This window comes from Paenibacillus sp. B-A-8 (genome assembly GCF_048572915.1).
Lineage (GTDB): Bacteria > Bacillota > Bacilli > Paenibacillales > Paenibacillaceae > Paenibacillus_AQ.
This window is the reverse complement of the sequence record NZ_CP183882.1, coordinates 3,398,791-3,425,148: the sequence shown is the minus strand read 5'-3', so window position 1 is coordinate 3,425,148 and position 26,358 is coordinate 3,398,791. Positions and strand designations below refer to the sequence as shown.

Genomic DNA, 26,358 nt, shown 5'->3' with positions numbered 1-26,358 from the left:
TTTCAGAAAAGCGCCCTATTCTTGAAATTACAGTTCTGCTAAAACTTTTTCAAGCTGACTGCCCATATTCGCCCAAGCATATTTAGCTCCCTCGATAGCGCCTTGGCGAGCTTTGGTCTCCTCACTAAATCCAGATTGAGCAAGGTGCAGATGAACCTTACCATCTTCCTCTTTGCTCAAAGTCCAAGTAACTGTTGTACCTTCTCCAGCACTATGCCAAGTATAGGATAATGTATGTGGCTCATCTACAACGAGAACCTCGCAATCTACAATACCATCCCACCATTCATTTGGCTCTGCACGAAATTGAAATTTATGCCCTACGACTGGCTTAAAGTCATTGCTCCAAATCCATTTCGCAAGTGTATCTGAATCCGTCAAAGCGTTCCATACCTTCTCGATGGAGCTTGTAAATTGATAATCTAAGGATACATCCGGTTTCATTATTCTTCCTCCAATAAAAGTTTTAGTTTATCGATTCTTTCTTTCCAGAAGCCTTCGTAAAAAGATACCCAATCCCGAATTTCTTTTAATGGATTGGCATTCAAACGATACCTCGTTTCTCTACCAACCTTTCGAGCAACTACAAGATTAGCATCTTTAAGAATAGACAAGTGCTTAGAAACTGCTGTACGACCCATTTCAAAATGAATCGTGATTTCATGTAGGGGTATTTCATCAACATCAGCCAAGATTTGAAGTAATTTTCGCCTTGTTGGATCTGCAACTGCGTCATATACATCTCTCACTTGACTATTATCGTTCAAAACCACCCCCACCTTTTCCGTAATATTACCTGTAGTGTTACTGATTATACTTCATCAGCACGTAATTGGACACCATTTGGTGTCTATTTGATTATAGGACACCAAATGGTGTCGTGTCAAGATTCCTATTCCTTCCATTAACAGTTCTTTTACTTATCTGATTAAGATTCGATATCTCAATGAGGATGATATTTTTATGCCACAATGTTTTGTTAGATTCAATCCATGAAGGAAAGGGAACGATCTTTCAATTTACCCTTAAACGCTATAAATAGATTAGACACACAAATAAGCGGATACCTCCATCATGGGGTACCCGCTTCTAATTATTTACGTTTCAATTTTAAAGCCTTTCGAGAACGATTTTTTCGTTTCTGCGCTGCTCTTCTGCATTTATCGCATTTATGAGTTTTCGTACATTTTTTACATCTCTTTATTTTGTGAGGTTTACGGATGTTTTTACATGAATCACATTTATGATCTTTACCGCACTTTTGGCATTCTTCGCCTTTCTGAATATGAATAACGAATGTCGAGGAATTATTGGTTGGTACCGGATCTGGTGTTGATGCACTCACTGTTGCCGTATTAGAGATCATATCCTCTGCGAAAGAGCTTATTTTCCCTCTAATTATAACCGTGACTGATGATCCGTTAGCCAGTGTTCCTAATGCGTAAGAACCGCTCCAAGGTGAATAGTTCAATCCACCATTCGTAGAGAACTCGACATTTCTAAGCATACTTGAAACAATATCTGTTAAAGTTACATTTTCTGCATTCGAAGGTCCTGCATTAGATACTACTAATGTATAGCTGATCAACTGACCCGGGCAAGCTCGGTCCGCACATCCAAATTTGACAATGGATACATTCGCTGTTCCGATAATATTGACCGTAACCGTTGATGTATTATTAGCAGGATTTAGATCCGTTGTTGTGGTACTTACGATTGCCGTATTGGATACTGGTCCACTAGAGAAAGTGTTCACGATGCCTCTAATTAATATCGTATTGGAAGCGCCATTTGACAATGCGCCTATACTCAAGGAGCCGCCCCAAGGAGCGAAGGTCGTTCCTTCATTCGTAGAAAATTCTACGTTTGAAAGCACATTAGACACCGCATCAATTAAAGTTACATTCTCAGCGTTGGACGGTCCAGTGTTAGACACGACAACGGTATACGTGAGGGGTTGGCCGGGAGCTACGGGATTTGGACTCGCTGTTTTTACAACTGAAAGATCCGCCGAAATGTTGATTGGAGTACTGATTGTTGATGTGTTATTCGATAGATTTAAATCTGATGAATTCGCATTCGATATTTTAACGAAAGAGAGCTCGGAAGATGCATTTACCGGGATAACGATGGTTGACGTGTTGTTCGTTGGATCCGGGTCTGGTGTTGTCGAGCTAACGATTGCGGTATTTGTAATTGTATCCACCGCTTCATTGATAACTGTCCCTCGAATAATTATTGTAAGTCCAAAGCTGTTTCCCAATGTGCCGATCGTATAGGAACCCGACCATGGATTAAAGGCCCTTCCTCCATCGATTGAAAACTCTACGTTGATAAGCTGATTTGGCACACTATTTGTAACTACCACATTATCAGCATCAGATGGACCTTCATTCGTTACCAGCAAGTTATAGGTGAGCAATTGTCCTGAAATAACGGTACTCGAGCTCGTTGTTTTAACGATAGAAAGATCCGATGATGCATTCACTGGGGCACCGGTCCTTGACGTGTTGTTCGTTGAATCTGGATCTGGTGCAGTTAAACTTTCGATCACCGTATTCGTAATGTTTCCTGTAACAGACTCTTTAGAGCGTTCCGGGTTAATGATTTTACTAGGATCAGCATCGATTAACATAACCCCCTCGGTATCCGATGGGTCGTCATTAGTAACGCTCACAGTATTGAACAGATCCGGGTCAGCTTCTTTGATATTCGGCGAAACTGCAGAAGGGTTTGTTGTCCTCCCCTCCGTTAAGGTAACATTTTCCGCATTAGAAGGTTCTGCAATGGCCGTAAAAATAGTGGGAGTAAGTACTTGATCTGCGGTGACTGAAGAAGAGATTACTGTTTTCTCAACGGTAAGATCAGCCAAATTCATAATCGGAGTAACGGATGTCGAAGTGTTATTAGACAGTTCAGGATCGGGTGTTGTGGAATTAATCGCTGTTGTATTAATAATCGTTCCAACGGATGAATGAGATACTATTCCTTGAAGTATTATTATAACTGTATTCCCGTTGATTAATGTTCCTATGTTATAAGAACCGTCCCACGGATTAAAGGTAATGCCTCCATCTACAGAGAATTCTGGATTCGTCATTTGACTTGGTACGGCATCGACTAACATTACATTCTCTGCTAATGATGGTCCAGCATTTGACACAATGATCGAATATGTCAATAAATCTCCTGGGACGGCAAGTGTTGGATCTGCTAATTCGATTACGGATACATCTGCTGATTGATTCACCGTTGCAAAGGAAGTCGATGTGTTATTTATTGGATCCGGGGCTTCAGTAGTACTGCTAATGATTGCCGTGTTGATAATCGTCCCCACTGCAGTATCGCTAACCGTCCCGCGTATCAGAACTGGAATGGATTCATTTGCTGGCAATGTTCCCAAGCCTATGCTTCCAGTCCATGCTAGGAAAGTTGCTCCCCCGTTTAGACTGTATTCTGGATTAAGGACTTCCGGTGGAATCAGATCGGTTAACAAAACATTTAAAGCGGCATCCGGTCCGTTATTTATAACTTTAATGTAGTACTCCAGCTCTTGACCCGGAAAAACAGGAATAGGAGTATTCGATTTGTCTACCAATAAATCTGCTATGTTATTAACCTCAAGAATATGATCTTCTACCTCTCCGTCAGATGCCGCTCCCAAGCTTCTTGTATCCACTGCTGTCGGAGATATATTTTGGTTCACTAGCGTATCCGTCGTAAATTTGAGTCTGACAAAAGTTTGCGTAGGCGCCAGAATTACTCCAGGGGGTAATGTAAAGGTTAACGGTACAATTTGTGTTCCGGGCCGGGAAGATACCACCTGAACCGGAGCCGCTTCATTACCTTGAAAGATGCCGTTTGTGTTAAAGTCTAGCCATCCGTATAAGTTAGCTGTACTTCCGATTGTATTGGTCACTGTTGCAAGAAGTGTGTAACTGGTGGCACTTACCGAAAGTGTTGTGAGAGGAACTGAAAGTCCATCGATCTGAATCCCCTTCGAAATATCGTCACCCGTTACAGTAGAATTCTGATCCGCGTCGAGCTCTGATGTTATTTGTGTCCCGAGGACAAGTCCATTTCCTGCTACAGTATCTGAAGTGTCACTAACGTCCAAATTAATTACAGCTTGAGGACATAAGGTAGCATCATTAAATGAAGTAGTTGCCGTGTTAGAGAATAGGGTTGCCGTAGCCGTGTTGCCAACGATGGTGTATCGATAGATATTACCCGTACTATTAGAAATTGCATAAATATTATGGTTAAAATCGATCGCCGCTGCTCCGAACGGTCCAGCGCTACGTGGGGTTGTCGTTAAATTTGTAATCGCACCCGTAGCAGGATTTACTCTTTCCATCAAACCTGTTGGTGTGATGCCATATAGACGACTATCCGAGCTATTATAAACCCAGCCGCTGACATTTAGAGCCGAGCTCAAGGGAACGCCAAAGTTGCTGGTTTGCTCGGAAAATTCATTGGCTGGGTTTACCAGCTTCAAATAAGTAGAAGCGTTTGGCCGGAGATCAATTACATAAAATCGAGATTCTTTATTAACAAAAATATAAAAGAAACCATTCAAATCAAAGGTTCCGGTGGTATAGCTGTCGGAGGGAAATCCGGGTGGCAGTGGAAATAATGTAGTGACGTTTCCACTGTTATCTACTCGAACGAGATTATTATTAAGCTGATCATATCCATAAATATAGTTATCCAGTGGATTATATCCGATTGCATTTATATCTACAGGTGGACTAACCGTTCCTTGAATAACGGTTGCACCTGTTACAACATTGAGGTAATACCAAACGGAAGGTCTTCCTGCAAATTGAATCATTGTTGTATTACAGCTTAAGGGATTATTTGTAGTATCATGGCTAAAGTTCTGATTGGCTACAGTTGCATTATTGCTGATTTGAGACTTTGTAATGGTTACGGTCAGTTTTCTTGGCCCATTTGACATTGTAAATCCACTTGGCTGCGAAAAAGTAGTTGGCGGACAAGAAGCACCCGAATCTGTAACCGTCTCATAAACGAAATAACTTCCCGCAACGGTAATTGGAAAACTATAAACTCCATTGACATTCGTTAGCGTAGAAACACAGGTTCCACACGAATTACTATATAGAACAACACTAACATTCGGAATCCCGGGTTCACCAGGATTAAACTGCCCATTATGATTTAAATCATTAAACACTGTTCCAGTAATGGTTGCAGCCATATAGCTTAATCTCCTTCCTCAACTGAACATTTTCAATTGCATACTTAAATGACATACATCTATTATTGAAAATTTAGTAACCATTTTGTTCGTATTAGTAATACGCAAATGACTATTAGTGGGTGAGGGCTAACGCACAATCTGGGTAATTGTACTCTACTCTAAAACAAAGGCATCGAATCTGTGGATTCGATGCCTTTGTTTTAACTTGTTAGAAATCGTTACTTTTTTATTAAGCATAATCAAATCTTCTTAAGTTTAGTAAAGCGGCAACACATCTTGTGTAAGCCCGGAAAAAAGTTCTCCGGATTGATCAAAGAAGAGATCAGGCAATTGATAGTAAGCATCTCCCATAGATACGACTTTTAATTCAGGAATGATATACATGCCCATATAGGTTCCATCGTTAAGATTGAACTTTAGCTGATACGATTTTCCTTGGGACTGCGCCTGGGCAATAGCTTCGTATTCTTTATTGCTTAAATCAGCTGTTTTTGCGCTATAGAGCCCATCAATGAAAGATTCCACAGAGGCATGATCCGTCATTTTCTTTAACACGTCATTCCCTACATGATTAAGAACATGGATTTCTTTTGCATGCTCTTTTAGATTAGACATATCTAGATATTCCTTAGCTGTCATTATAGAATCGTTTGTCTTCGCCACGATTTCTGCCAAATAATAATGTCCCTCATACTTAACAGCAATACGGAATTGGGATGGGTACGGCGGGATTTCATATAGCTTACCTCCGACTGCGAACGTAGATGCATAATCCTTTTCTACATCTTTACTTCCATCGTCCTTCCCGATCTCTTGGTTGATATCAAAATCTATGCTTCCAAGTGACTTTTCAGGCTTCATTCCTGTGAACTTAAACTGAGCACCATCACCCACGAATGCATAACGAAATCCATTGTAATTTAAAATCTTCCGAACTCCGTTGGGAGCTGAGACTGGCGTTTGCTGCGAGATTTGTGGTGAATTAGTAAACGATGGCTTCAAAGGAGATGTGTAAACAGCCACTCCTAACACCAATGCAGCACAAGCGGCCAATGATCCCCACTTCGCAAATGTTCTCTTTTTAGTGCGCCTCGCCGTGTTGGCCTTCTCCACCAGATTGCCGTCTACATAACCAATAGTCTTAAATAGATCTTTATTATTCATAGGATATAACCCTCTTTCATAAGGTATAATTGGAGTTTTTTTCGTGTTCTAAAAAGGATAGATTTCGTATTACTCTCACTTATTGAAAATCGCGTTGCGATATCAGCCAAAGAATCGGAGTACCAGTAACGTCTCAGGAAGATATTCCGATGATCTTCGTTAATTTTCAGAAGGAAATTGCTTATGGATTCAGCCATTTGTTCTTCCTCGTATTGACTTTCAACATTGTCTGGCGAGAATAAACAATCATTTAATTCATCAAGAATCGTATCGAATGTTTTATTCCGCTTTTTGGCCATGTAATAATCGTATTTATTTAATGCGATATTCCGGGTGATCCTCCCCAAAAAAGATGAGAGCTTAGCAGGCGTCTTCGGCGGTATCGCTTCCCATGCTCCTAGAAAGGTATCGTTCACGCATTCTTCCGAATCTTCTAAATTAGACAGAATGTTATGAGCGATCTTAGTACAATAATTTCTATATTTTTTGGATGTTTCTTCTATTGCTGTTTCATTACGCGCAAAGTACAGCTGTATGATTTCACTATCTTCCACTCCATCACTTCCGTTCAGTTTGATTAAGGCCTCACTTATAAAGTAAGTAAAGAAGGGTTTTGGTTGCAAAAAAAGTTTTATTCTTATGTAATAGTGCGGGAAATCATTTTATGTCTTCATAAGCTTCGACATTCAATGCCAATAATATGACGTGTGATCTTATCCTTTTGATTCTTAAGTCATCTTCATCGACCAAAGTGCCTATAAAAAAAGCCGGGGTACCCTTTAAAGGGCAACACCGGCCAATATATAAATAAGAACAATAGATGATTTGCAGCACCTTTCTATAGGGCAGTACTGCCCCGATAAGGCAATCGGTCTTCTGTGTGAAGTGACCATTGAACGCCATCAACATACAAAGCATCCACAGCTTCATGATAGAAGCATAATCGCTCCGCAATTTCGTGGACTGACCTTCTTTTTGTTCAAATCATGCTAATCAACCACTAACCGTTTATTGTGAAATTCTATTTTGTAATAGATATCTTTAGCATCTTCTTCCAGTGTACCTGCTCCAACTGGTGGATGGTCGAGTAAATGGGTAGTTCCATTAAGACTTTGTCCTGATCTCCCTGTCTGTAGATAATAGAGTAATTACTCTGAAAGGTCTGAGCACACTCTTGTCCCATCGTACTCGATACGACCAAATGCCCAAGTTCTTCTCCACCTTTGGCTATCATCAATAATATTTCCTTTTCCGTTTGCTGTTCCGCCCGAATTGATTGATCCTCATTTACAGCTGGGGTAAAAATGCTCAATTTACAGTCTAGTCCGTATTTATAATTGTTTTTATAAACCAAGGCTTAATCAATGGTAAAACCACAGCTGGTTGCATCGCTTTTGTATGATCCATTTGGGTTCCCGTTAGGATTTCAACATCCCAACCTAAATCACACAGCTTCGTCGTATTCTTCTTTAATATCCCAGCAATATCAACGGTAACATTCCCAAAATTCTCACCATATACGATAGTATCATTTTCTCCTGCAAAAGCTAATTTAGGAAGACTAAGCAAATGGTGAATACTACGATCGTCAAAAGCAGTGATGCTTTCGTATAAGGCAACAAATTGAGCTGTTACACGGGTATCTATAGATACCTTGATGTTGTCCCAGTCTATCTCATCTGGATTCTCTGTTTCAAAAGAGCTTTTTTCAGCTGCCTCATTTTGATTATTCAAAGCTTGGGTATGTGTTTTGTGAGTTACAATCATCATCTCTTGATAGGGACCATTATAAGGCGGAAAACCTCCCATGACCAAGCTTTCCAGACGATTTGTTCTGACAGCCAATTGTAGTCCAATTAGAGCTAGCCAAGAATAACCATAGTAGCTGAAGTTCTTAACGTTCATTTCATCAGCAATGAGGAGTAAATCCTTCACAATATGCTCTGCGGTTAAGTTGTCGACTGGATGTTGAAAGAGATAACCCTCATAATCAAAATAAAGCACTTGAAACGTATCCGCGAGACCTTCAACAAAGTGTTTACCTAATTCAGGATCTACGCCCCATAGCTTTAGATTGTCTGCCTCCTGATTGTACACAGATTTTTTAGCGATAGGTAACATAATGGTTGGGCGATCTGAGACACCCGTTAATCCTACTTCTATTGTTGATTGATTTGATAATCGTATATTCTTTTTCAAACAATCCTCTCCTTACTGTTTTATAAAAATATCATATAACATTCATGCAATCTTTCGGTTTATCCCATTCTAAGCCTTGTTATATCTTGATAAATTAGTTTTAATGTTGTTGTAGCACTTGAAGGTTTTACTTTAATGTATGGGGCGATAGCGACTATGGATGATATTTACACACCTACAATGATAGCTAAGAAATTAAATGTAAGTACTACTACGTTAAGAAGATACGAAGATCAAGACTTAGTTCCCGATGTCCCGAGGACTGCTAGCAATCGCAGATGTTACACATCCATCCATGTTCAAGCTTTTATAACGATTCGTGCCCTTTTGCAAGGATATGAGATTCCAGCGGTGTACGATGTGATGAGAAAGATTAAAGCCGGGCAAATTGAACATGCACTTTGGACAATCAATCAAGAACAGCATAATACACAATTAGAAAAGCTTAGGTTAGAGGAAGTGTTACGCATGTTCCGAAACGCAGATTTATCAAAATACAAAGATTTAGAGGTAACAAATGCAATGACTATTGGTGAGGTTGCACAAATGGCAGGCGTTAAGCCTTCAGCCATTCGACATTGGGAACAAGAATGCCTTATTACTTCTAACAGAAACAAAGACAACGGCTATAGGCTCTATACTCTAACGGAATTAAGAAAGATTATACTGATCAGCAGTTTAAGGAAGACCGTGTATTATATCGAGAACATGAAACAACTCCTGAAAGAAATAGAGACACAAAACTATAAAAAAGTTGAAATATCCTTCGAGCTTGCGCTTCAAAAATTAAATAGCCAATTAATGAAGCAGTTTTTAGGGATCGCTGACCTTATGAAATATGTGAAATACTATTGAGGAAGCTAGTTTTTTGAGGGACATAATCATGCTTCCTTAAAATCATTTATAAGTACGCAAAAAACTCCGTCCCTTAAAGGACGGAGTTGATTCCGTTAGATTAACAATCTAGATTTATGCACGCCGTGACTGCTTATCTAATGTCCATGAGCAAGGATATTGATAAGTTTGCCAAATGGATCGCGGACATAGAATCGCCGAACTCCCCAAGGCTCATCAACAGGTCCATATTCTATCTTATATCCAGCACTTTTCATTCGTTCAAACACCACATCGACATCATCAACTTCAATCGATAGATCAGGAGTAGGCGTATTGGAGCCGCCCTGTGAGGCAAAGCTTATTTGAATGTTTTCCTTTCCGGGTAAGCCGTATGTTTCAATCCAACCATGATCCATCAATAAATCAAGCTCGAGTACGTCCTGGTAAAAGCTTTTTGCTGCCGAAACTTTCTGCGTTTTTATATTTGTGACAATTCGTTTTACACTCATTCTCAGACCTCAATTCTAATGGTATACTTTTTTAATTTTATTCAATGATCCTGTCCATGAGCGGAATATCCGATTTTTATATCCAATCTTCGAAATGATCTGTTACAAACCGAATCTCACTTTCATAGTGGGCCAAGTGACCCTCGTCTACCATTTTCTGAAAGGCAGGATTCCCATCAGCAGCACCATTTCTCAATGTATCACACAGTACTATCAAACGTTGTATAATCCACTGTCGCAGATTATTTGGGACGGGAATTCCATAAGCTTCAAAAAACAAATGAATTCGCCGACGTCGCTCTACGGCATGTATTTCATATTGGTATGCTACTGTGGTTCCAGAAGTATGGTCCGGTGCGAAACTCGCAAGTGGAACAGATGTGTACAAGGTGTACGCAATGTCCCATATACGCGGACCTGGGCCTGCCATGTCAAAGTCAATCAGCGCCACAGGAGCCTCTTTTTGAAAAACAATATTATACAACGCTGCGTCATTATGACAGATCACTTCGTGTTCGGCATCGTCGGCATAGCTAAGCTGCCATCTGTCCTCCGTATTGGGCCTAAACCCTGTAGTCGCATCATGGAAACGACGCATAAGATGTGCCAAACCCACAAGCGTTTCGTCCGACCACATATACGGTTCAAGTATCGGATAATTATCCCCTGGAACTTCTCCGGAAATAAATGTCAATATTTCACGACCGGAATCATCGATCCCGAGAAATTTTGGTGCTCCCTCATAGCCCTGTTGTTCCAAATGTTTGAGTAGTTCATGAACATTCGGACTCCAATAACCCGTAGGGCGGCGAACAGTGTTCGCCATACGGACAATATGATTTACATTACCGCCTTTTAACACTTCTTCCTTAGGCATTTGGTTCATTCCTTTTCATTTCAGTGCATTACCTATTGCAGATATTTGACCTCTTAGCATTGAAAACTCCCTCTCTAATAATAACAATATTTACAAGTTATTGGTTATAAAGATCAATTATAACTATACTGGCCGTTAAGATCATTGTTGACATTTGCTCATCTTATATAAATAATCTCCTTTTTAGATTTTAGATTAGAATTATTTGCTATAATATTCACATGAAAAATAATACTATTCTACATAAGCTGGCTATCATTCTACTTTTTATCAGCATTCTCTTTGGCATACGCTGCATTTGGATTAGCCTTTTTAAGGTTTCTGATAATGTTCCTGTAATTAGCAACGGGGTACTAGATTTACGGGGGCAGGATCTGAAGAAAGCTAACTTAATCAGACTAGATGGTGAATGGGGCTTCTATCCTTCGCAATTCGTTTCGTCCAAGTCAGCTACGATCCCAAAACCGCTCCAATATCTTCAAGTTCCTGGGAATTGGAGCCAAGCCTTAGGAAGCGAGTACAAATCTTCATATGGATATGGCACTTACCGTCTGCGCATTTTAGTAGATCCACTTCAGCAGCCTGTCGCATTGTGGATCAAACAAATTTATTCCGCCTCTAGTGTGGAAATTAACGGCGCCCCTATTCTTAATAATGGGAAAATTGCTCTTAATGCCGATACATATGTACCAAAAACCACCACATTTACAGCATCTTATTTTTCAAAAGACACGGCAGTAATAGATGTTCTTATTCATGTAGCAAACTTTGATCATCCCTATAGAGGTGGTATAAGCGGGCCTATTTTCTTTGGCTCTCAGGAAGTGGTTAACCGGACAAATTTTTATACCGTCGGATTTCAAATGCTTACTGCAATCATCCTGCTGCTGCATGGGCTATATGCCTATATTCTATACTTATTTAACCCTAAAGAACGTGCTCTCTTTCTTGTAGGGTTAATGACATTATCTGTAGCCGTAATCCTTTTAGCCCGAAACGACAACTTAGTTCTTTCATTGCTGCCGATTAATTACACTTGGTCATTAAAAATCCGTTTAATCGCTTTCTTATGGCAAAACCTTTTTATTCTGCTTGTTTTCAGGAAATTCACCTCTGGCGCCGAAGGCAACAAGTGGTTACGTGCTTACACTGGGTGTCTATTTCTTTATACCTTATTTATATTTATCGTTCCTGCTTATCTGGTCAGTACATCGATTCATTGGGGAATCATTCAGGTGTTTCAGTATATTCCCTTCATCTGGTTGATTTATAGCTTGATTCGCTTATTGTTCAAAAAACAAGATGATAAGGATGTTGTTTTTCTGCTGTTATCAGGTGCGGCGATCGTTTCTAATTTGTTATGGAATTTGTGGGATAGTAAAGGACACTATTCGATAGTCTACTATCCTTTGGATATTATTGCTGCCATCGTGGGTTTCTCAGCTTATTGGTTTAAAAAGTATTTCCAGAATGCCAAAGAGAACATGGAGCTAAATGAGCAGCTGAAAAAAGCAGACAAACTCAAAGATCAGTTTCTCGCCAATACTTCTCATGAGCTAAGAACACCGCTTCATGGGATTATGAATATCGCGCAAAATATAGTAACGAAGGAAAAGGATAGACTCTACGAGAGTAGCCGGCAGGATATGGAGCTGCTGATTACTATCAGCCGCCGTATGTCACATATGCTTGGCGATTTACTGGATGTTGTCCGTCTTCAGGAGCATCGAGTTATTTTGAAACAGGAGCCTATTTCAGTTCAATCGGTGGTCCCCGGAGTCATTAGTATGCTGCAATATATGATTGAAGGCAAACCCGTACAGTTATCCATGAGCATTCCAGAATCTATGCCACCTGTTCTTGCGGATGAGAAAAGAGTGGTACAAGTTTTATTAAATCTAGTCCACAACGCGCTCAAATACACCGAAGTAGGACTTGTTTCAGTGTCAGCTGAGGAAAAAGACGGTCAAGTCTTTATCTATGTGACAGATACCGGGGTAGGCATGACCAAAGAAACTATGGAGCATGTATTCCTCCCTTATGAGCAAGGTCCTCACGGAATAAATGACGGACGTGGGATTGGGCTGGGTTTAAGCATAAGTAGGCAGTTGGTCGAACTACATGGTGGTAGCTTGCGCATACAATCTGAGCCCGGCAAAGGTTCAACTTTCAGTTTTGCTCTTCCCCTTGCTGGTTCATATAGCGACCAGATAGTAAGAGAGGCTGAACCTATAACGACGTATACAGCAGATGAGATTTATAAGCAGATGGCTGACTGGGGGATTTCCGAGCAATCCAATCATCACGCAGAAAAAATCCCGCCGCTCCTTACAGACGCAAAAGTAAATCTTTTGGTGGTAGATGATGATCCTGTTAATCTGAATGTACTAAAGGGGATTCTCGAAAATGAGCCTTATTTCATTACGACAGTGAACTCAGCCCACGAGGCACTGGATTGGTTAGATAAAAAGAGTTGGGATTTGCTTATCAGTGATGTAATGATGCCGCATATGTCAGGATATGAATTAACGCAAAAGGTTCGCGCTCGTTATTCCTTATATGAACTCCCAATACTATTACTGACTGCCCGCAGTCAACCTGAAGATATTTACACTGGATTCTACTCCGGTGCCAATGATTATGTTACCAAGCCGGTGGATGCAGTAGAACTCAAATATCGCATTCGGGCCTTAACAGCGATGAAAATATCGTTTAATGAAAGGGTGCGTATTGAAGCAGCTTATCTACAGGCACAGATTCAACCCCATTTTTTGTTCAATACGTTAAACTCTATTGCGGCACTCAGTGATATGGATACTAAAAAGATGCAAGAGCTCATTACTGCTTTTACTTCCTTTTTGCGAATCAGCTTTGACTTTTTAAATATCGGAGAACTTGTGAACCTCTCTCATGAACTAGAGCTGGTAGAATCTTATTTGTATATTGAACAAACACGATTTGCAGAACGAATATCCGTTGTTTGGCAAGTAGATCCGGACATTGATATCCTGTTACCTCCCCTGTCCATCCAACCCTTGGTAGAAAATGCTGTTAAGCATGGTCTGCTCAAGCATCAACAGGGTGGTACCATTTATATTCGGATCACACGTCTGAACAATGCTGTAAAAATCGAAGTGGAGGATAATGGGCAAGGTATGGATCATAGAACGCTCGCGTCGTTGCTGGAACCGACCATGAAAGCTAAAAGTGGCATCGGATTGGCCAATACCCATCGAAGACTGATGCAATTGTATAGTCAGGGCCTTTCGATTCACAGCAACCAAGGAGAAGGCACTTTGGTATCCTTTGTTATACCGGAGGTTGGTGAATAACTTATCAAATGAAAAAGCCATTCCTTAAGGAGTGGCTTTTATCGTACGATATCTAAATTTAGAAAATAGTTGGAACCATGCCCCCATCCATACGGATCGGAGAACCTTTAAATGCAGAGGCATAGGGACTACATACAAATGTTGCTAGTCTGCCAATTTCATAAGGTTTAATAAATCGCTGTATTTCAGATTGCGGTAAGTTTGTAGTCATGAATTTTTTCTCTTTCTCTGAAAAAGTTAACTCTTCATCTGAGTACATCCCATCAATGATTTGCTGCACATTTTCAGAAAGTGTTGGTCCTGGCATGATAGTATTGACTGTAACTTCTGTTCCTATTGTTAATTTAGATAAGCTTTTTGACAAAGATAATAGCATTGATTTTGTCATTGCATACTGTGGCATTTTCGCTGAGGGCATTATTGCTTCTTCACTGGCGATGAAGATCACTCGACCATAATTGTTGTTTAACATTTTTGGTAAATAAAATTTTGTTAACCCATTTGCAGCAAGAACATTCGTACGGATGTATTTTTCAAATATTACATCGTCAACGTCCTCATAGCTCATAATTTCATAAATCCCCATATTATTAACTAAAATATCGATATTGGGGTATTTAGCAAATAAAGCTTCTCTTTGCTCCATATCGACAATATCGGCAGTAGCATTCTGCGGAGAAGTTGCCGGGAATTTCGATTTAATTTCATTTACAGTTTGTTCTACCTTTTCATAGTTCCGTCCATTTATGAGTACATTAACACCTTCGTTGGCAAGTTCAAAGGCGATGGCTTTACCAATACCTTTCGTAGATCCTGTAATTAAGGCTGTCTTATTGTTTAATCCCATATCCATATTTCATTTCTCCTTTTAATACGGCGCTTATTAGTAGTTTCTCAAGAACAGTTCTGTGCACCGGCTAGTATTTATACTATCTTACCGGGATTATTCAGTAACTAGTGTCTTGCGCCAAACTTCTTGTTTAACACGCCAATTTGAAGGAGTATCTCCTTCCCAAAGTCGGAAGGCACGGTAGAACGAGTTCTGATCTTCATATCCGATCAAGAAAGCCACCTCTTTAACATCGAGGGAAGGATCTGCTAAATACGCTCGCGCCTGCTCATGTCTAGCTTCTGTCAGTAATTGCTTGAAGCTCGTATTTTCACCAGTAAGCCTCCGCTGTAAGGTACGAGCACTCATCCTTAGCTCTTTAGCAACGGTTTGAATCTCGGGTTGACCTCCGCTAAGGCAACGTTTCATAATCCATTTGACCCTTTCAGTTATTGAGTGACTGCTCTGTTGTTCTGCAAGTGTCCGATCTAAAACGGGAGTCAGAATCTCTAGCAACTCTTCGTTATACGAGATAAAGGGCAGCTCCAAATCACTTCGTCGTAGTGTTAAGCGGTTAATCTCAGCACCGATCTGAATTCGACAGCCGAAATAAGCTTCAAGAACCTGTAAATTCCCTATGGGTTGTGAAAATTCTACAAACTGTGCTGTTATAGGTATACCAGTTCCCCGCCGCCCAAGCTCCACTAAAAACGCCAGAGTAAGGCCAAGCAGCAGAGGTGGACCGGAATACTCGGGATGCTGCCAATTTAATTCGATTGTACACAACTCTCCCTCCTCGATGATATGCAAGCTTTCTGGAGGGCACATTCGTTTATAGCGCACCATTCGGTTTAGAGCGTCACGATAATCTTTAGCATGATAAGTGGCTAAGACAGTCGGCGGATATTGTGTGGTTTCAAAAACAGTTGCTAGCTTGATGATTCCTTCAGCAGTATCTCCAATGAGATCAGAATATGCCTGCCAGATAGCGAAATATTGGGCTGTGGTGACTTCTGACTCTGTGATAAGGCTCAGCGGAAGACTTGCTTTACTGGCTATATCTTGGGCGGTTATCCCTAATTGAATTAATCCTGTCCAAAATCCGGGAGGGATTTTAATGGAGTCAGAGGTATGAGACTGCATCTATATGTACCTCCTTTAGCATAATCGAATGATTAAAGGGCTACCCCTCGGCAGCCCTCTCATGATATATCACTAGTTTCCCGTTAGCATAGCAAGAAGAAGATCTCTTACTTATTCATTAGTTAGCGTTCAAGCAAGCACGGGCAAGCAGCTCAAACGAATGCAGCCGTTTCTCATAGTCTGGAATCATAGTAACGATAATGAATTCATCAATTCCATACAAACGAGATAAGTGTTCCAGCTTTTCCTTAATACTTTGAGGAGTGCCTATCAGCAGCTTACGATCCAAGAGCTTGGACCTCTCTTCGGCTGAACCTTCTTGTTGGAACAATGTCATACCCGATGAGGCAAGTCGTTCTGCCTCCTCCTCTGTCTCGGCGCAAATCACGCCAACAGCAACAATTGCCCGCGGAACAGATGAATTTGAAGTAGGAGCAAAAGCTTCTCGATAAGCCTGCAAAATCTCCTCCCCAGGTACATCGCTCATGAATTGTCCAAACACATAGCCTGCTCCAAACTCAGCAGCATATGCCGCACTCTTCTTGTTCGTACCTAGAAGCCACAACTCTGGTGATTCAGGCGGGATCGGGCGGGCGGTTATCTGACGTCCTTCATAGGAATAGTTCCCCTGTAATAACTCGGTGACTCCCTTAAGCAGCTCCGGCATTTTCCAGACATTTTCGAGAAAATTCCCGCTAAGCGCTAAGCTAACTTCAGCAGTACCGCCTGGAGCCCGGCCCAACCCAAGGTCGATGCGCCCCGGATACAAACTGGCCAGCAAATGAAAAGACTCTACCACCTTTAGCGGCTTATAGTGTGGCAGCAATAACGCTCCCGAGCCGATGCGGATATGCTGTGTTTTCGCTCCAATATGCGATAAAAGCACTTCTGTTGCTGTACACGCTAAGCCCGGCATATCATGATGTTCGGCAACCCAATACCGGGTATATCCCAGTCTTTCAGCTGTTTGAGCCAGTTTCACTGCTTGTCCCAACGCAAAACTTGCATCCACATTATCAAATACAGGCACGAGATCCAATACGCTAAGTTTAATCGATGTCGCTGTCATGGCTACGTCCTTCTCTAGGGTTCCTATAAAATTCAATCATATCGATAAAAGTAACCTTGTAATTACCGGTAACCGCAGCGAGATCATACATTTGTCCATGGCCGTCTTCTTTGGACGCGAATACAATATCATGCCGCAGCTTGTCCATAATCATTTTGCCGATGAACTGATGCTCATACTCTGCATATTTCTTTTTGAACTCTTCATTAAATTCCCACAGGTCCTGGTAAGATCGTTCAAGCATTGCATTTACCAAAGTCAGTTCTTTGCCCTCTTTTTGTACCGCTACGTAATAATTCCCTCGTTCATCCTTGATTAAGTCCTTATACAACTCAACGTTCAAAGTTTACGTCTCCTCTCTGTTTACCTAACGGATATCCTGCTTATTAGCTTGAAGTCAGTACTGTTGGCTCTGTAGTAATTTGTACATTTCCTGCTACAGCTCTGGAGATCATACAGGAGTCTTCTGCTTTGTGGGCAATACGAATTGCTTTTTCAATATCGTCCTCTGACGCATCTTTAGTAAGAGTGATGATAGGTGAATGCTTGATCGCTTCATATGTAAAAATATTATTGGTTACATCCACTGTCGCCTCTGACGTTAACGTCAGGCTGGAAGTCGTAAGCCCTGATCGCTCCATCATAGCTGCAAGTGTAATGAGATAGCAGGTTGCCGCGGCGCCCAGAAGCATTTCATCCGGATTCGTTCCAACTCCGGGTCCTCCCATTTCCTTCGGAATGGAGATTTGAGTCTTGAGCTGGCCCGCTTCAATTGTTCCGTCACTGTTACGACCGCCGTTCCATACTGCATTTAAAATAAATGGGTGCTTCATTTCTAAATGTCCTCCCTATGTTTATCATGCTGGAATTTATTTTTCATCTGATACTTTACATGCTAACATAGAAGAATGAAGCGAACAAACAGGATCAGGTCTAGTTGTTAAGCAAGTTTCTCAATAAATTAAAGTCAGGAGGCTCTATCATCATGATCAACGAAACGGATATCAAACATCTCAAGCGCTGTATTGAAATTGCCCAATCTGCTCTCGAAGCTGGGGACGAGCCTTTCGGCTCCATCCTGGTTTCAGCAAGTGGAGAAGTCTTGGCTGAAGACAGCAACCATGTAGGCGGTGGTGATCATACTCAGCACCCGGAATTCGCATTGGCCCGCTGGGCGGCTCAAAATATGACACTGGAAGAACGCAATCAGGCTACTGTGTATACTTCGGGAGAGCATTGCCCTATGTGCGCAGCGGCTCATGGTTGGGTTCAATTAGGACGAATTGTATATGCGAGCTCTTCGCAACAATTATCACAGTGGTTAAGCGATATGGGCGTTGCAGCATCACCCGTCCGTAATTTGAGTATTCAAGAGATTATCCATGATGCGGTCGTTGATGGCCCTGTACCGGATCTGGCAGAACAAGTATGGGAACTTCATCGGCAATTCCACGGAAAAAGACAACCATAGACTTTATCAGAATTCATCAGTTGATTCTCATATAAAAAAGAACCTTTTAATAAAGGTTCTTTTTTATATCCTAATCCCTTTTATTATTCTTAATTATTTCACTGAATCAGTCAGGGAAATTAATATTTTGAACATAGAGGCGATTCGGCAATGTCAATAAAGAAACATCTAAACTTTGTGGGGTATAAACTATAGTTGCTATATATACAGAGTCCTAAAGTTCTTATACCATTAAATTTGTAAGCGATTAACTTTATAGGAGGAAATGACTTGACAAAGCCTGTGCAACCTAATGAACCTCTCGTAACTCATATTTATACTGCGGATCCTTCCGCTCATGTATTTGAAGGAAAAATTTATATTTATCCTTCTCATGACCTGGATCACGATATGATCTCTAATGACAACGGAGACCAATATAATATGGAGGATTACCATGTTCTATCTATTGATGGAGATGGTTCCCCTTGTATTGACCATGGTGAAGTGCTTCACGTAAAGGATGTTCCATGGGCTAAGCAGCAAATGTGGGCTCCGGATGCAGCATACAAAAACAATACCTACTATTTGTTTTTCCCAGCCAGAGACCATGACGATATTTTCCGAATCGGGGTTGCCACCTCAGCTTCACCTTCCGGACCATTTACACCTGAACCAAACTATATTCCCGGCAGTTATAGCATTGATCCCGCCGTTTTCGTTGATGATGACGGAAAATCCTATATATACTTTGGTGGTCTTTGGGGAGGACAACTTGAAAAATGGCAAACCGGCTCATTTGTTGCGGATGCCGAAGGACCGGCTGAAACAGCACCAGCTCTTGGACCTATCGTAGCTGAGCTGAGCGAGGACATGCTAAGCTTTGATGGTGAGCCTAGAGAAATATCTATCATCGATGCAAATGGAAATCCGATTCTTGCAGGAGATGAAGAGAGAAGATATTTTGAAGGTCCATGGGTACATAAATATAACGGTTATTATTATCTTTCTTATTCCACGGGTACTACCCATAACATTGTATACGCTATCAGTAAAGATCCGCTTGGGCCTTATGTATATCAAGGAAAAATACTTTCACCAGTACTAGGCTGGACTACACACCATTCTATTGTTCAGTTTAAAGAGAAATGGTATTTATTTTATCATGACAGTTCTTTGTCTGGAGGTGCTGATAACAAGCGTTCAGTAAAATATACAGAGCTGAAATACAATAATGACGGCACTATTCAAACCATCCATCCTTAATTTATATTGAAAAGAGCTGCATACTGTAGTTCACAGGAGGGGAAATAAGATGCCAATGACACAACAGGGTGCTTATTATACGGGCGAATATCGCAATTTCTTTAAGGAGATTGGCTTTTCTGAAGATGAAATCAATACTAAACTCGAAGAAACTTGGAATGATTTATTTTACGGAGATCCGAACGTACGAATCTACTATCCACAAGATGAGGATAAAAGCTATATTCTAGATACAGGTAATCTAGATGTTCGGTCCGAAGGTATGTCCTACGGGATGATGATGGCCGTTCAAATGAATAAAAAAGATGAGTTTGATCGTTTATGGAACTTCTCCAAGACGTTTATGCAGCACAAAGAAGGTCGTTATGCCGATTACTTTGCTTGGCACTGCAAGCCTGACGGTACAAGGATTTCTCAGGGACCTGCACCGGACGGAGAAGAGTTTTTCGCCATGGCTCTGTTTTTTGCCTCAAAACGTTGGGGGAACGGTCCGGATCCTTATAATTATTCTGAGCAAGCCCGAACGATATTGCATGCTTGTGTCCATAAAACAGAAACAGGAGCTGGCGACTCCATGTGGGACGCGGAAACGAAATTGATCAAGTTCGTACCAGAATCTGACTTCAGTGATCCATCTTACCATCTCCCCCATTTCTATGATTTGTTCTCACTGTGGGCTGATGAAGATGACCGTATATTTTGGCGTGAAGCGGCGGAAGCCAGCCGCGCATATCTTCACACTGCATGCCATCCTATAACTGGCCTTGCTCCCGAATATGCCAATTTTAACGGCACTCCGGCAGAACCACAGCCTCATGGTGATTTTAGCCATTTTTTCAGCGATGCTTACCGGGTAGCAGCTAATATCGGTCTGGATTGGGCTTGGTTCCAAAAGGACATTTGGCAAGTAGAACAATGCAACCGGATTCAGGCTTTTTTCAGGAATATCGAAGTTTCCGATTACCGTCGGTATACCATTGAGGGACAGCCATTCGACGAACTGGCACTGCATCCGACAGGTCTTTTAGCGACCAATGCTATGGCTTCCCTTGCTTCTAATGGACCGGAGGCAGAGCATTTTATACGCTTGTTTTGGGATACACCATTGCGTACTGGACTTCGTCGTTATTATGACAACTGTCTGTACTTCTTTAGTTTACTGGCTTTAAGTGGAAATTATCGAATTTATTGAAGGAATGATAAGATGATTTTCACGCAAAAAAGAACCTTAATCATAAGGTTCTTTTTTTGCTTTTGAACATACAGGTGCTCTGAAATTATTTAATAACTACATATTCCAAATTCACAAGTTTTGCGTAAGCAATAATTTGGCCTGTAGTAAGTGTCAATGAAACAACGGTATGGTGACCGCCGCCATTTTCGATCCAAGCTTTAACCCCGTCTTGGAAGTTTGGTTTAACATTCCAAAGCACACGAGCTACTGGAAGGTTTGGAGCTGGAACAGTTGGTTCAAAGGCAGTAACTTCATTGATCAAGAGTTTGTAATGAGTGCCAAAGTCAGCCATGGAAACTACTACACCGTCTCCTGCTTTACCGTCAAATACTAAACGGGCTGGATCGTCTTTACCACCAATACCTAGTGGAGACACGATGATTTTTGGTTTGTTGCTTGCCAAAGTAGGATCTACTTCTAGCATATGGGATTGAAGAATAGATTCTTGTCCAACCGTCAATTCATAAGTGTAATCTTCCATAAAGCCAGTGGATTGGTTATGGCTCATCACTTTTAGCAAGCGGTCAAGTGCTGCTGTCTTCCAATCGCCTTCCCCAGCAAAACCATAACCTTGCGCCATCAGACGTTGAACAGCTAGTCCTGGAAGTTGTTTCATGCCATGCAAATCTTCGAAGTTCGATGTGAAGGCATTGTAGCCACCCTGATCAAGGAAACGTTTAATAGCGATTTCATAGCTTGCTTGAACTCTTACACTAGCTTCCCAAGCTTCTTTGCTGTTAGTACCATAATCAAATTCATACAGCTCTGCATATTCAGCGAACAAGGCGTCGATTTCTTCTTCTTTAACTTCATTAATGATTTGTACAAGATCACCAATACCGAAGTAGTCCACAGTCCAGCCAAATTGAATTTGGGCTTCAACTTTATCTCCTTCAGTAACACCAACGTTACGCATGTTATCTCCAAAACGGGCAACCTTGATGTTAAAGCTTTCGTTGTAAGCAACGGCTACGTCCATCCATGCTGCAATTTGCTTTTGAACTTCAGGACGTTCCCAATAACCTACAACCACTTTATTTTGTTTGTTCAATCGTGCATTAATGAAACCATATTCACGGTCACCATGGGCCGCCTGGTTAAGGTTCATGAAATCCATATCAATGGTTGCCCAAGGAATACTTTCATTATATTGCGTAGCCAGATGAAGCAATGGCTTTTGCAGCATTTTTGTTCCGCGAATCCACATTTTTGCAGGCGAGAATGTATGCATCCAAGTGATAACACCGGCAACCTCGTCACGGTAGTTAACTTCTTTCATGATGTTTGTGATTTTATCTGCGCTAACAGCCAAATCCTGCAATACTAGTGGGTATGGCAAAACTCCACTTTTATTCAAAGCATCTGTCATTGTTTGTGCGTGTGCTTTAACTTCAGCCAATGCTTCTTCACCATAAAGATGTTGTGAACCTACGACGAACCAAAATTCTTTTGCTACTGCTGTTGACATATACATCCTCTTTTCGTTTTTTTATAGATTTGTTTAGTTATTTTTGTCCGTAATAAGCGTCTTTTCCATGTTTGCGCAAGTAATGTTTATCTAAAATACGTTGTGGCAATTCCTCGGCAAAATGGTTCAGCTCTCTTGCAAATAAATTCATTTTGGATACTTCATCCAAGACTACGCTGTTCATTACCGCTGATTTTGCATCTTTTCCCCAAGTAAAGGGTCCGTGTCCTTTAAGTAAAACACCAGGAACCGCCATAATATCTATTCCGCGTTGTTCAAAGGTCTCGATGATCACATTACCTGTTTCTGCTTCGTACCCCCGATCGATTTCCTCTTGCGTCAAGAACCTAGCACAAGGAATGGAACCATAGAAGGTATCTGCATGCGTCGTTCCCATAACAGGAACATCCAGTCCTGCTTGAGCCCAGATAGTTGCCCAAGTGGAATGCGTATGCACAATCCCGCCGATTTCGGAGTAATGCTTGTAAAGCACTGCGTGAGTAGGTGTATCGGATGAAGGTCTCATATCACCTTCAACCACATTACCATCGAGATCAACAACGACCATGTCACTGGCTTTCATTGTGTCGTAGCCTACACCACTTGGTTTGATTACGAATAAACCACTTTCGCGATCAATCGCACTCACATTTCCCCATGTATATTTAATAAGACCTTGTTTCGGTAATTCTAGATTGGCTTGAAAAACCTCTTCTTTAAGCTGCTCTAACATCTTGCTCCCTCCATTCTTACACCAAATTGTCGACGGCGGACTGTTCAATTGCCAGACCTTTTTTATATCGTTCAATAAAGGTATCAAACCCTTTTATGTCAGCTGCATCTGGATGGATTTCTTCACCCTTTACATCTTTGAACACTTTTTGATCGAGGAAGTCTTCTAAGCTCTCTTCCCCATTCTTGTTCATCATGTAAGAGGCGAGAATAGCCATGCCCCATGCACCGCCTTCTCCAGCGGTCGTCATTACGGAAACTGGCACATTTATTGATGCAGCCATCATTTTTTGGCCCACTACCGGAGTCTTAAATAAACCACCGTGACCTAAAATACTATCAATGGCAACATTCTCTTCCTTCATCAAAATGTCCATTCCGATTCTCAAAGCTCCAAATGCAGTAAACAAATGCGTTCGCATAAAATTAGCCAGATTGAATTTACTTTCCGGCGAGCGGACAAATAGTGGACGGCCTTCATCAAGCCCGGTAATATTCTCACCTGAGAGATAACCGTAGCTGAGTAATCCACCACCATCTGGGTCCGCTTCCAATGCTTTATTTAGAAGCACGCTGTACAATTTATTGGAATCAACTTTGTGTCCCATTGCTTCATAGAACTCGCGGAATAATCCGAGCCAGGCGTTGAGGTCACTTGAACAGTTATTCGCATGCACCATGCCAACTGGACTTCCGTTCGGAGTAGTAACCATATCGATTTCTGGATACACCTTGGAAAGTTCTTTTTCTAACACGATCATGGCAAAAACAGAGGTTCCTACTGAGACATTCCCTGTGCGTTTTCTCACGCTATTCGTAGCAACCATCCCGGTTCCGGCATCTCCTTCTGGAGGGCTAAGCGGAATACCTGCTTGTAAATGCAACGATGGATCCAGAATTTTAGCTCCCGTTTCAGTTAAAACACCTGCTTGCTCCCCTGCAACATACACCTTAGGAAGTAGTTCACTTGTCTTCCACGGATAACCTTTGCTCGCAACAAGTTCATCGAACTGCTGTATCATGGATGCGTTATAATTTCCTGTGGATTCATCAATTGGGAACATGCCCGATGCATCACCAACACCAAGTGCTTTATTTCCAGTTAATAGCCAATGAATGTATCCTGCTAGCGTAGTAACATAACGAATTTGTGGCACATGTTCTTCTTCATTCAAAATTGCCTGATAAAGATGAGCAATGCTCCAGCGTTCTGGAATATTAAACCCAAACAGTTCAGTCAATGCTTTAGCTGCTGCACCCGTTGTAGCATTACGCCAAGTCCGGAATGGAACCAGCAGTTTATTTTGTTCGTCAAAAGCCATGTATCCATGCATCATTGCAGAAAAACCGATTGAACCAACCGTTTGAAGGGTAATTCCGTAATTCCGTGCCACTTCTTCCTTCATTTCGCGGTAGGCGTCTTGCAGGCCTTTCATAATATCTTCCAAGTTGTACGTCCAAAAGCCGTCCTTCAACTGATTTTCCCATTCGTAACTTCCAGAAGCGATCGATTGAAAGCTAAGATCAATAAGTACAACTTTGATACGCGTGGACCCAAATTCAATACCAAGCGAAGTTTCTCCCTTATTAATCGCTTGCTCGATACTTAATCGATTCGATATCACGTTTGTCACCTCTCTGATAGCGCTTTTTTAAAAGGTCATGATAAGAATTAGCTTTCTTAATTGACAGCTATAGTATAATTTTTTGTACGTACATTTGTCAATTGAATAGTTATATATACATACAAATATGGAGATAATAATGATTTAACTCTATATTATGTAGCGTATTTCGCTTTATAAATTCTATATTTTTACAAATATTCATATAAAAAGAGCCCCTTTCTATTTATTTCGCAGTCATGCTATAATTTGTACATACAAATTTACCGAATTAACGAAAAACTTAGCGAACAAGTATGGAAAGAGGAATTACATGAAACCTAAGTATCAAGTGATCATAGATGATATTAAAAGTAAAATCCTATCGGGAGATTATAACGTAGGAGAACAAATCCCAACTGAATCTGCATTACAATCGATGTACGAAGTTAGCAGACAAACTGTTCGAAAAGCTATTTTAGAACTATCCAACGAAGGCTTCCTGCGAAGCGAAAAAGGCTCTGGCACATATGTCAGCAATCAATATCGATCAAAGAACAGCGGGAGTTCTCATAAGAAGACGATCGGTGTAATCACGACTTACATATCCGACTATATATTTCCCTCCATTATCCGCGGGATCGAAAGCCGAATGAATGAGGATAATTATTCTCTTCTATTGGCTAGTACGAATAACGATGTTGCGCAAGAAAAAAAAGCGCTGGAAATGATGCTGTCCTACGGCGTAGATGGTTTAATTATTGAACCGACTAAAAGTAATCTATATAACCCAAATATCGCTTACTACTTGTCGTTTAAAGAGCAGGATATTCCTATTATTATGATCAATGCTTTTTATGAAGAAATAGAACTGCCATATCTTTGTCTTGATGATGTGCAGTCCAGCTATCTGGCAACAAGAGAATTAATAACCAAAGGACACACCCAGATAGGGCTTATTGCAAAAATGGATGATTTGCAGGGGAAATACCGGATGAAAGGCTATATTAAAGCGCTCGAAGAAGCTAAATTACGGTTTTATCCAGAACAGATTTTTTCATTTAACACGGAGACAAAACAGACGCTTTCTACTGATTTAAAGGATTTTCTAAATAAAAATAGAGAGACGCTTACTGCTATTGTTTGTTATAACGACGAAGTCGGATTGGAAGTAGTCCATGCCTGCAGACAACTGGATATCACTATTCCCGAGGAATTATCGATTATTGGACAAGACAATTCCTATATCGCTAAGAACGCGAACATCAAACTAACCACTTTGACACACCCGCAAGAAACTATGGGACGAGATGCAGCGGATTGGGTCATTAAGAAACTGCAAGGTAAAAAAGACCTGCCCAACAACACTTATTATCAGCCTGTGTTAATTGAAGGTGAGACCGTGTTTGAAAGATAGGATC

The 26,358-nt window shown here is 41.1% G+C and carries 23 protein-coding genes; 6 read left to right on the top strand and 17 right to left on the bottom strand.

Annotated features, from left to right (window positions below; translation table 11 throughout):
- Window positions 1–27 precede the first annotated feature (27 nt).
- The 7 genes from ACN6MV_RS15115 to ACN6MV_RS15085 all read right to left on the bottom strand — a co-directional run bounded on the left by ACN6MV_RS15115 (window position 28) and on the right by ACN6MV_RS15085 (window position 8,587).
- Window positions 28–444 carry an SRPBCC family protein gene (locus tag ACN6MV_RS15115; protein ID WP_042127759.1) on the bottom strand — a complete coding sequence of 139 codons (417 nt, stop codon included), beginning with the start codon at window positions 442–444 and terminating at the stop codon, window positions 28–30.
- On the bottom strand, window positions 444–773 hold the full coding sequence (locus tag ACN6MV_RS15110) for an ArsR/SmtB family transcription factor (protein ID WP_375102949.1): 330 nt from the start codon (window positions 771–773) through the stop codon (window positions 444–446). The genes ACN6MV_RS15115 and ACN6MV_RS15110 overlap by 1 nt, the downstream gene beginning before the upstream one ends.
- A 320-nt stretch (window positions 774–1,093) precedes the next feature.
- Complete coding sequence (locus ACN6MV_RS15105; protein ID WP_419886692.1) at window positions 1,094–5,221, bottom strand: DUF6923 family protein; 4,128 nt, start codon at window positions 5,219–5,221, stop codon at window positions 1,094–1,096.
- 258 nt (window positions 5,222–5,479) lie between these two features.
- Window positions 5,480–6,388: a hypothetical protein gene (locus ACN6MV_RS15100; RefSeq protein WP_231574206.1), complete on the bottom strand. Its 909-nt coding sequence runs from the start codon at window positions 6,386–6,388 to the stop codon at window positions 5,480–5,482.
- Window positions 6,385–6,942, bottom strand: coding sequence for an RNA polymerase sigma factor (locus ACN6MV_RS15095; protein ID WP_076121634.1), 558 nt, complete (start codon window positions 6,940–6,942; stop codon window positions 6,385–6,387). Before ACN6MV_RS15095 ends, ACN6MV_RS15100 begins: the two co-directional genes overlap by 4 nt.
- A 467-nt stretch (window positions 6,943–7,409) precedes the next feature.
- On the bottom strand, window positions 7,410–7,622 hold the full coding sequence (locus ACN6MV_RS15090; protein ID WP_419886691.1) for a hypothetical protein: 213 nt from the start codon (window positions 7,620–7,622) through the stop codon (window positions 7,410–7,412).
- An 86-nt stretch (window positions 7,623–7,708) separates the two neighbouring features.
- Entirely contained in the window at window positions 7,709–8,587 is an 879-nt protein-coding gene (locus tag ACN6MV_RS15085) for an alpha/beta fold hydrolase (protein ID WP_419886690.1), read from the bottom strand.
- Window positions 8,588–8,743: 156 nt separating this feature from the next.
- Here ACN6MV_RS15085 and ACN6MV_RS15080 point away from each other — a divergent pair, with 156 nt between their 5' ends.
- Window positions 8,744–9,442, top strand: a complete 699-nt coding sequence (locus ACN6MV_RS15080; RefSeq protein ID WP_419886689.1) for a MerR family transcriptional regulator — start codon at window positions 8,744–8,746, stop codon at window positions 9,440–9,442.
- 137 nt (window positions 9,443–9,579) lie between these two features.
- Here the strand turns inward: ACN6MV_RS15080 and ACN6MV_RS15075 are convergent, their stop codons facing one another.
- Both ACN6MV_RS15075 and ACN6MV_RS15070 read right to left on the bottom strand, forming a co-directional pair.
- Window positions 9,580–9,933: a VOC family protein gene (locus tag ACN6MV_RS15075; protein ID WP_419886688.1), complete on the bottom strand. Its 354-nt coding sequence runs from the start codon at window positions 9,931–9,933 to the stop codon at window positions 9,580–9,582.
- A gap of 76 nt (window positions 9,934–10,009) precedes the next feature.
- Window positions 10,010–10,810 carry a phosphotransferase gene (locus tag ACN6MV_RS15070; protein ID WP_419886687.1) on the bottom strand — a complete coding sequence of 267 codons (801 nt, stop codon included), beginning with the start codon at window positions 10,808–10,810 and terminating at the stop codon, window positions 10,010–10,012.
- A 221-nt stretch (window positions 10,811–11,031) separates the two neighbouring features.
- Here ACN6MV_RS15070 and ACN6MV_RS15065 point away from each other — a divergent pair, with 221 nt between their 5' ends.
- Entirely contained in the window at window positions 11,032–14,142 is a 3,111-nt protein-coding gene (locus ACN6MV_RS15065; RefSeq protein ID WP_419886686.1) for an ATP-binding protein, read from the top strand.
- 58 nt (window positions 14,143–14,200) lie between these two features.
- Here ACN6MV_RS15065 and ACN6MV_RS15060 read toward each other — a convergent pair whose 3' ends face one another.
- From ACN6MV_RS15060 to ACN6MV_RS15040, 5 genes are all read right to left on the bottom strand, one after another.
- A complete protein-coding gene (locus ACN6MV_RS15060; protein WP_419886685.1) occupies window positions 14,201–14,995 on the bottom strand; it encodes an SDR family NAD(P)-dependent oxidoreductase in 795 nt (264 codons plus the stop codon).
- A gap of 90 nt (window positions 14,996–15,085) precedes the next feature.
- On the bottom strand, window positions 15,086–16,114 hold the full coding sequence (locus tag ACN6MV_RS15055; RefSeq protein WP_419886684.1) for a helix-turn-helix domain-containing protein: 1,029 nt from the start codon (window positions 16,112–16,114) through the stop codon (window positions 15,086–15,088).
- A 118-nt stretch (window positions 16,115–16,232) separates the two neighbouring features.
- Window positions 16,233–17,183, bottom strand: coding sequence for an LLM class flavin-dependent oxidoreductase (locus tag ACN6MV_RS15050; RefSeq protein WP_419886683.1), 951 nt, complete (start codon window positions 17,181–17,183; stop codon window positions 16,233–16,235).
- A complete protein-coding gene (locus ACN6MV_RS15045; RefSeq protein WP_076121646.1) occupies window positions 17,164–17,526 on the bottom strand; it encodes a hypothetical protein in 363 nt (120 codons plus the stop codon). The genes ACN6MV_RS15050 and ACN6MV_RS15045 overlap by 20 nt, the downstream gene beginning before the upstream one ends.
- A gap of 43 nt (window positions 17,527–17,569) precedes the next feature.
- Window positions 17,570–18,016: an OsmC family protein gene (locus ACN6MV_RS15040; protein WP_419886682.1), complete on the bottom strand. Its 447-nt coding sequence runs from the start codon at window positions 18,014–18,016 to the stop codon at window positions 17,570–17,572.
- A 152-nt stretch (window positions 18,017–18,168) separates the two neighbouring features.
- Here ACN6MV_RS15040 and ACN6MV_RS15035 point away from each other — a divergent pair, with 152 nt between their 5' ends.
- The 3 genes from ACN6MV_RS15035 to ACN6MV_RS15025 all read left to right on the top strand — a co-directional run bounded on the left by ACN6MV_RS15035 (window position 18,169) and on the right by ACN6MV_RS15025 (window position 21,091).
- Window positions 18,169–18,654 (top strand): nucleoside deaminase, encoded by a 486-nt coding sequence (locus tag ACN6MV_RS15035; RefSeq protein ID WP_419886681.1) that lies wholly within the window; start codon window positions 18,169–18,171, stop codon window positions 18,652–18,654.
- Window positions 18,655–18,924: 270 nt separating this feature from the next.
- Window positions 18,925–19,899, top strand: a complete 975-nt coding sequence (locus tag ACN6MV_RS15030; RefSeq protein ID WP_419886680.1) for a glycoside hydrolase family 43 protein — start codon at window positions 18,925–18,927, stop codon at window positions 19,897–19,899.
- A gap of 49 nt (window positions 19,900–19,948) precedes the next feature.
- Complete coding sequence (locus tag ACN6MV_RS15025; RefSeq protein WP_076121651.1) at window positions 19,949–21,091, top strand: glycosyl hydrolase family 8; 1,143 nt, start codon at window positions 19,949–19,951, stop codon at window positions 21,089–21,091.
- An 85-nt stretch (window positions 21,092–21,176) separates the two neighbouring features.
- Here ACN6MV_RS15025 and araA read toward each other — a convergent pair whose 3' ends face one another.
- The 3 genes from araA to ACN6MV_RS15010 are packed head-to-tail and all read right to left on the bottom strand — an operon-like array spanning window position 21,177 to window position 24,958.
- The gene (gene araA, locus ACN6MV_RS15020) at window positions 21,177–22,601 is read right to left on the bottom strand and encodes an L-arabinose isomerase (protein ID WP_419886679.1); all 1,425 of its coding nucleotides are present in this window, start codon (window positions 22,599–22,601) and stop codon (window positions 21,177–21,179) included.
- Window positions 22,602–22,638: 37 nt separating this feature from the next.
- A complete protein-coding gene (locus tag ACN6MV_RS15015) occupies window positions 22,639–23,334 on the bottom strand; it encodes an L-ribulose-5-phosphate 4-epimerase (RefSeq protein ID WP_076121655.1) in 696 nt (231 codons plus the stop codon).
- 16 nt (window positions 23,335–23,350) lie between these two features.
- Window positions 23,351–24,958, bottom strand: coding sequence for a xylulokinase (locus tag ACN6MV_RS15010; RefSeq protein ID WP_375102933.1), 1,608 nt, complete (start codon window positions 24,956–24,958; stop codon window positions 23,351–23,353).
- A gap of 313 nt (window positions 24,959–25,271) precedes the next feature.
- Here ACN6MV_RS15010 and ACN6MV_RS15005 point away from each other — a divergent pair, with 313 nt between their 5' ends.
- Window positions 25,272–26,354, top strand: coding sequence for a GntR family transcriptional regulator (locus tag ACN6MV_RS15005; RefSeq protein ID WP_419886678.1), 1,083 nt, complete (start codon window positions 25,272–25,274; stop codon window positions 26,352–26,354).
- Window positions 26,355–26,358 lie beyond the last annotated feature (4 nt).

Coding starts and splice junctions, on each gene's coding strand:
- ACN6MV_RS15115 (WP_042127759.1), bottom strand. CDS start 444: ATGAAACCGGATGTATCCTTAGATTATCAATTTACAAGCTCCATCGAG.
- ACN6MV_RS15105 (WP_419886692.1), bottom strand. CDS start 5,221: ATGGCTGCAACCATTACTGGAACAGTGTTTAATGATTTAAATCATAAT.
- ACN6MV_RS15100 (WP_231574206.1), bottom strand. CDS start 6,388: ATGAATAATAAAGATCTATTTAAGACTATTGGTTATGTAGACGGCAAT.
- ACN6MV_RS15090 (WP_419886691.1), bottom strand. CDS start 7,622: ATGATAGCCAAAGGTGGAGAAGAACTTGGGCATTTGGTCGTATCGAGT.
- ACN6MV_RS15080 (WP_419886689.1), top strand. CDS start 8,744: ATGGATGATATTTACACACCTACAATGATAGCTAAGAAATTAAATGTA.
- ACN6MV_RS15075 (WP_419886688.1), bottom strand. CDS start 9,933: ATGAGTGTAAAACGAATTGTCACAAATATAAAAACGCAGAAAGTTTCG.
- ACN6MV_RS15070 (WP_419886687.1), bottom strand. CDS start 10,810: ATGCCTAAGGAAGAAGTGTTAAAAGGCGGTAATGTAAATCATATTGTC.
- ACN6MV_RS15065 (WP_419886686.1), top strand. CDS start 11,032: ATGAAAAATAATACTATTCTACATAAGCTGGCTATCATTCTACTTTTT.
- ACN6MV_RS15060 (WP_419886685.1), bottom strand. CDS start 14,995: ATGGATATGGGATTAAACAATAAGACAGCCTTAATTACAGGATCTACG.
- ACN6MV_RS15055 (WP_419886684.1), bottom strand. CDS start 16,114: ATGCAGTCTCATACCTCTGACTCCATTAAAATCCCTCCCGGATTTTGG.
- ACN6MV_RS15050 (WP_419886683.1), bottom strand. CDS start 17,183: ATGACAGCGACATCGATTAAACTTAGCGTATTGGATCTCGTGCCTGTA.
- ACN6MV_RS15040 (WP_419886682.1), bottom strand. CDS start 18,016: ATGAAGCACCCATTTATTTTAAATGCAGTATGGAACGGCGGTCGTAAC.
- ACN6MV_RS15035 (WP_419886681.1), top strand. CDS start 18,169: ATGATCAACGAAACGGATATCAAACATCTCAAGCGCTGTATTGAAATT.
- ACN6MV_RS15025 (WP_076121651.1), top strand. CDS start 19,949: ATGCCAATGACACAACAGGGTGCTTATTATACGGGCGAATATCGCAAT.
- araA (WP_419886679.1), bottom strand. CDS start 22,601: ATGTCAACAGCAGTAGCAAAAGAATTTTGGTTCGTCGTAGGTTCACAA.
- ACN6MV_RS15015 (WP_076121655.1), bottom strand. CDS start 23,334: ATGTTAGAGCAGCTTAAAGAAGAGGTTTTTCAAGCCAATCTAGAATTA.
- ACN6MV_RS15005 (WP_419886678.1), top strand. CDS start 25,272: ATGAAACCTAAGTATCAAGTGATCATAGATGATATTAAAAGTAAAATC.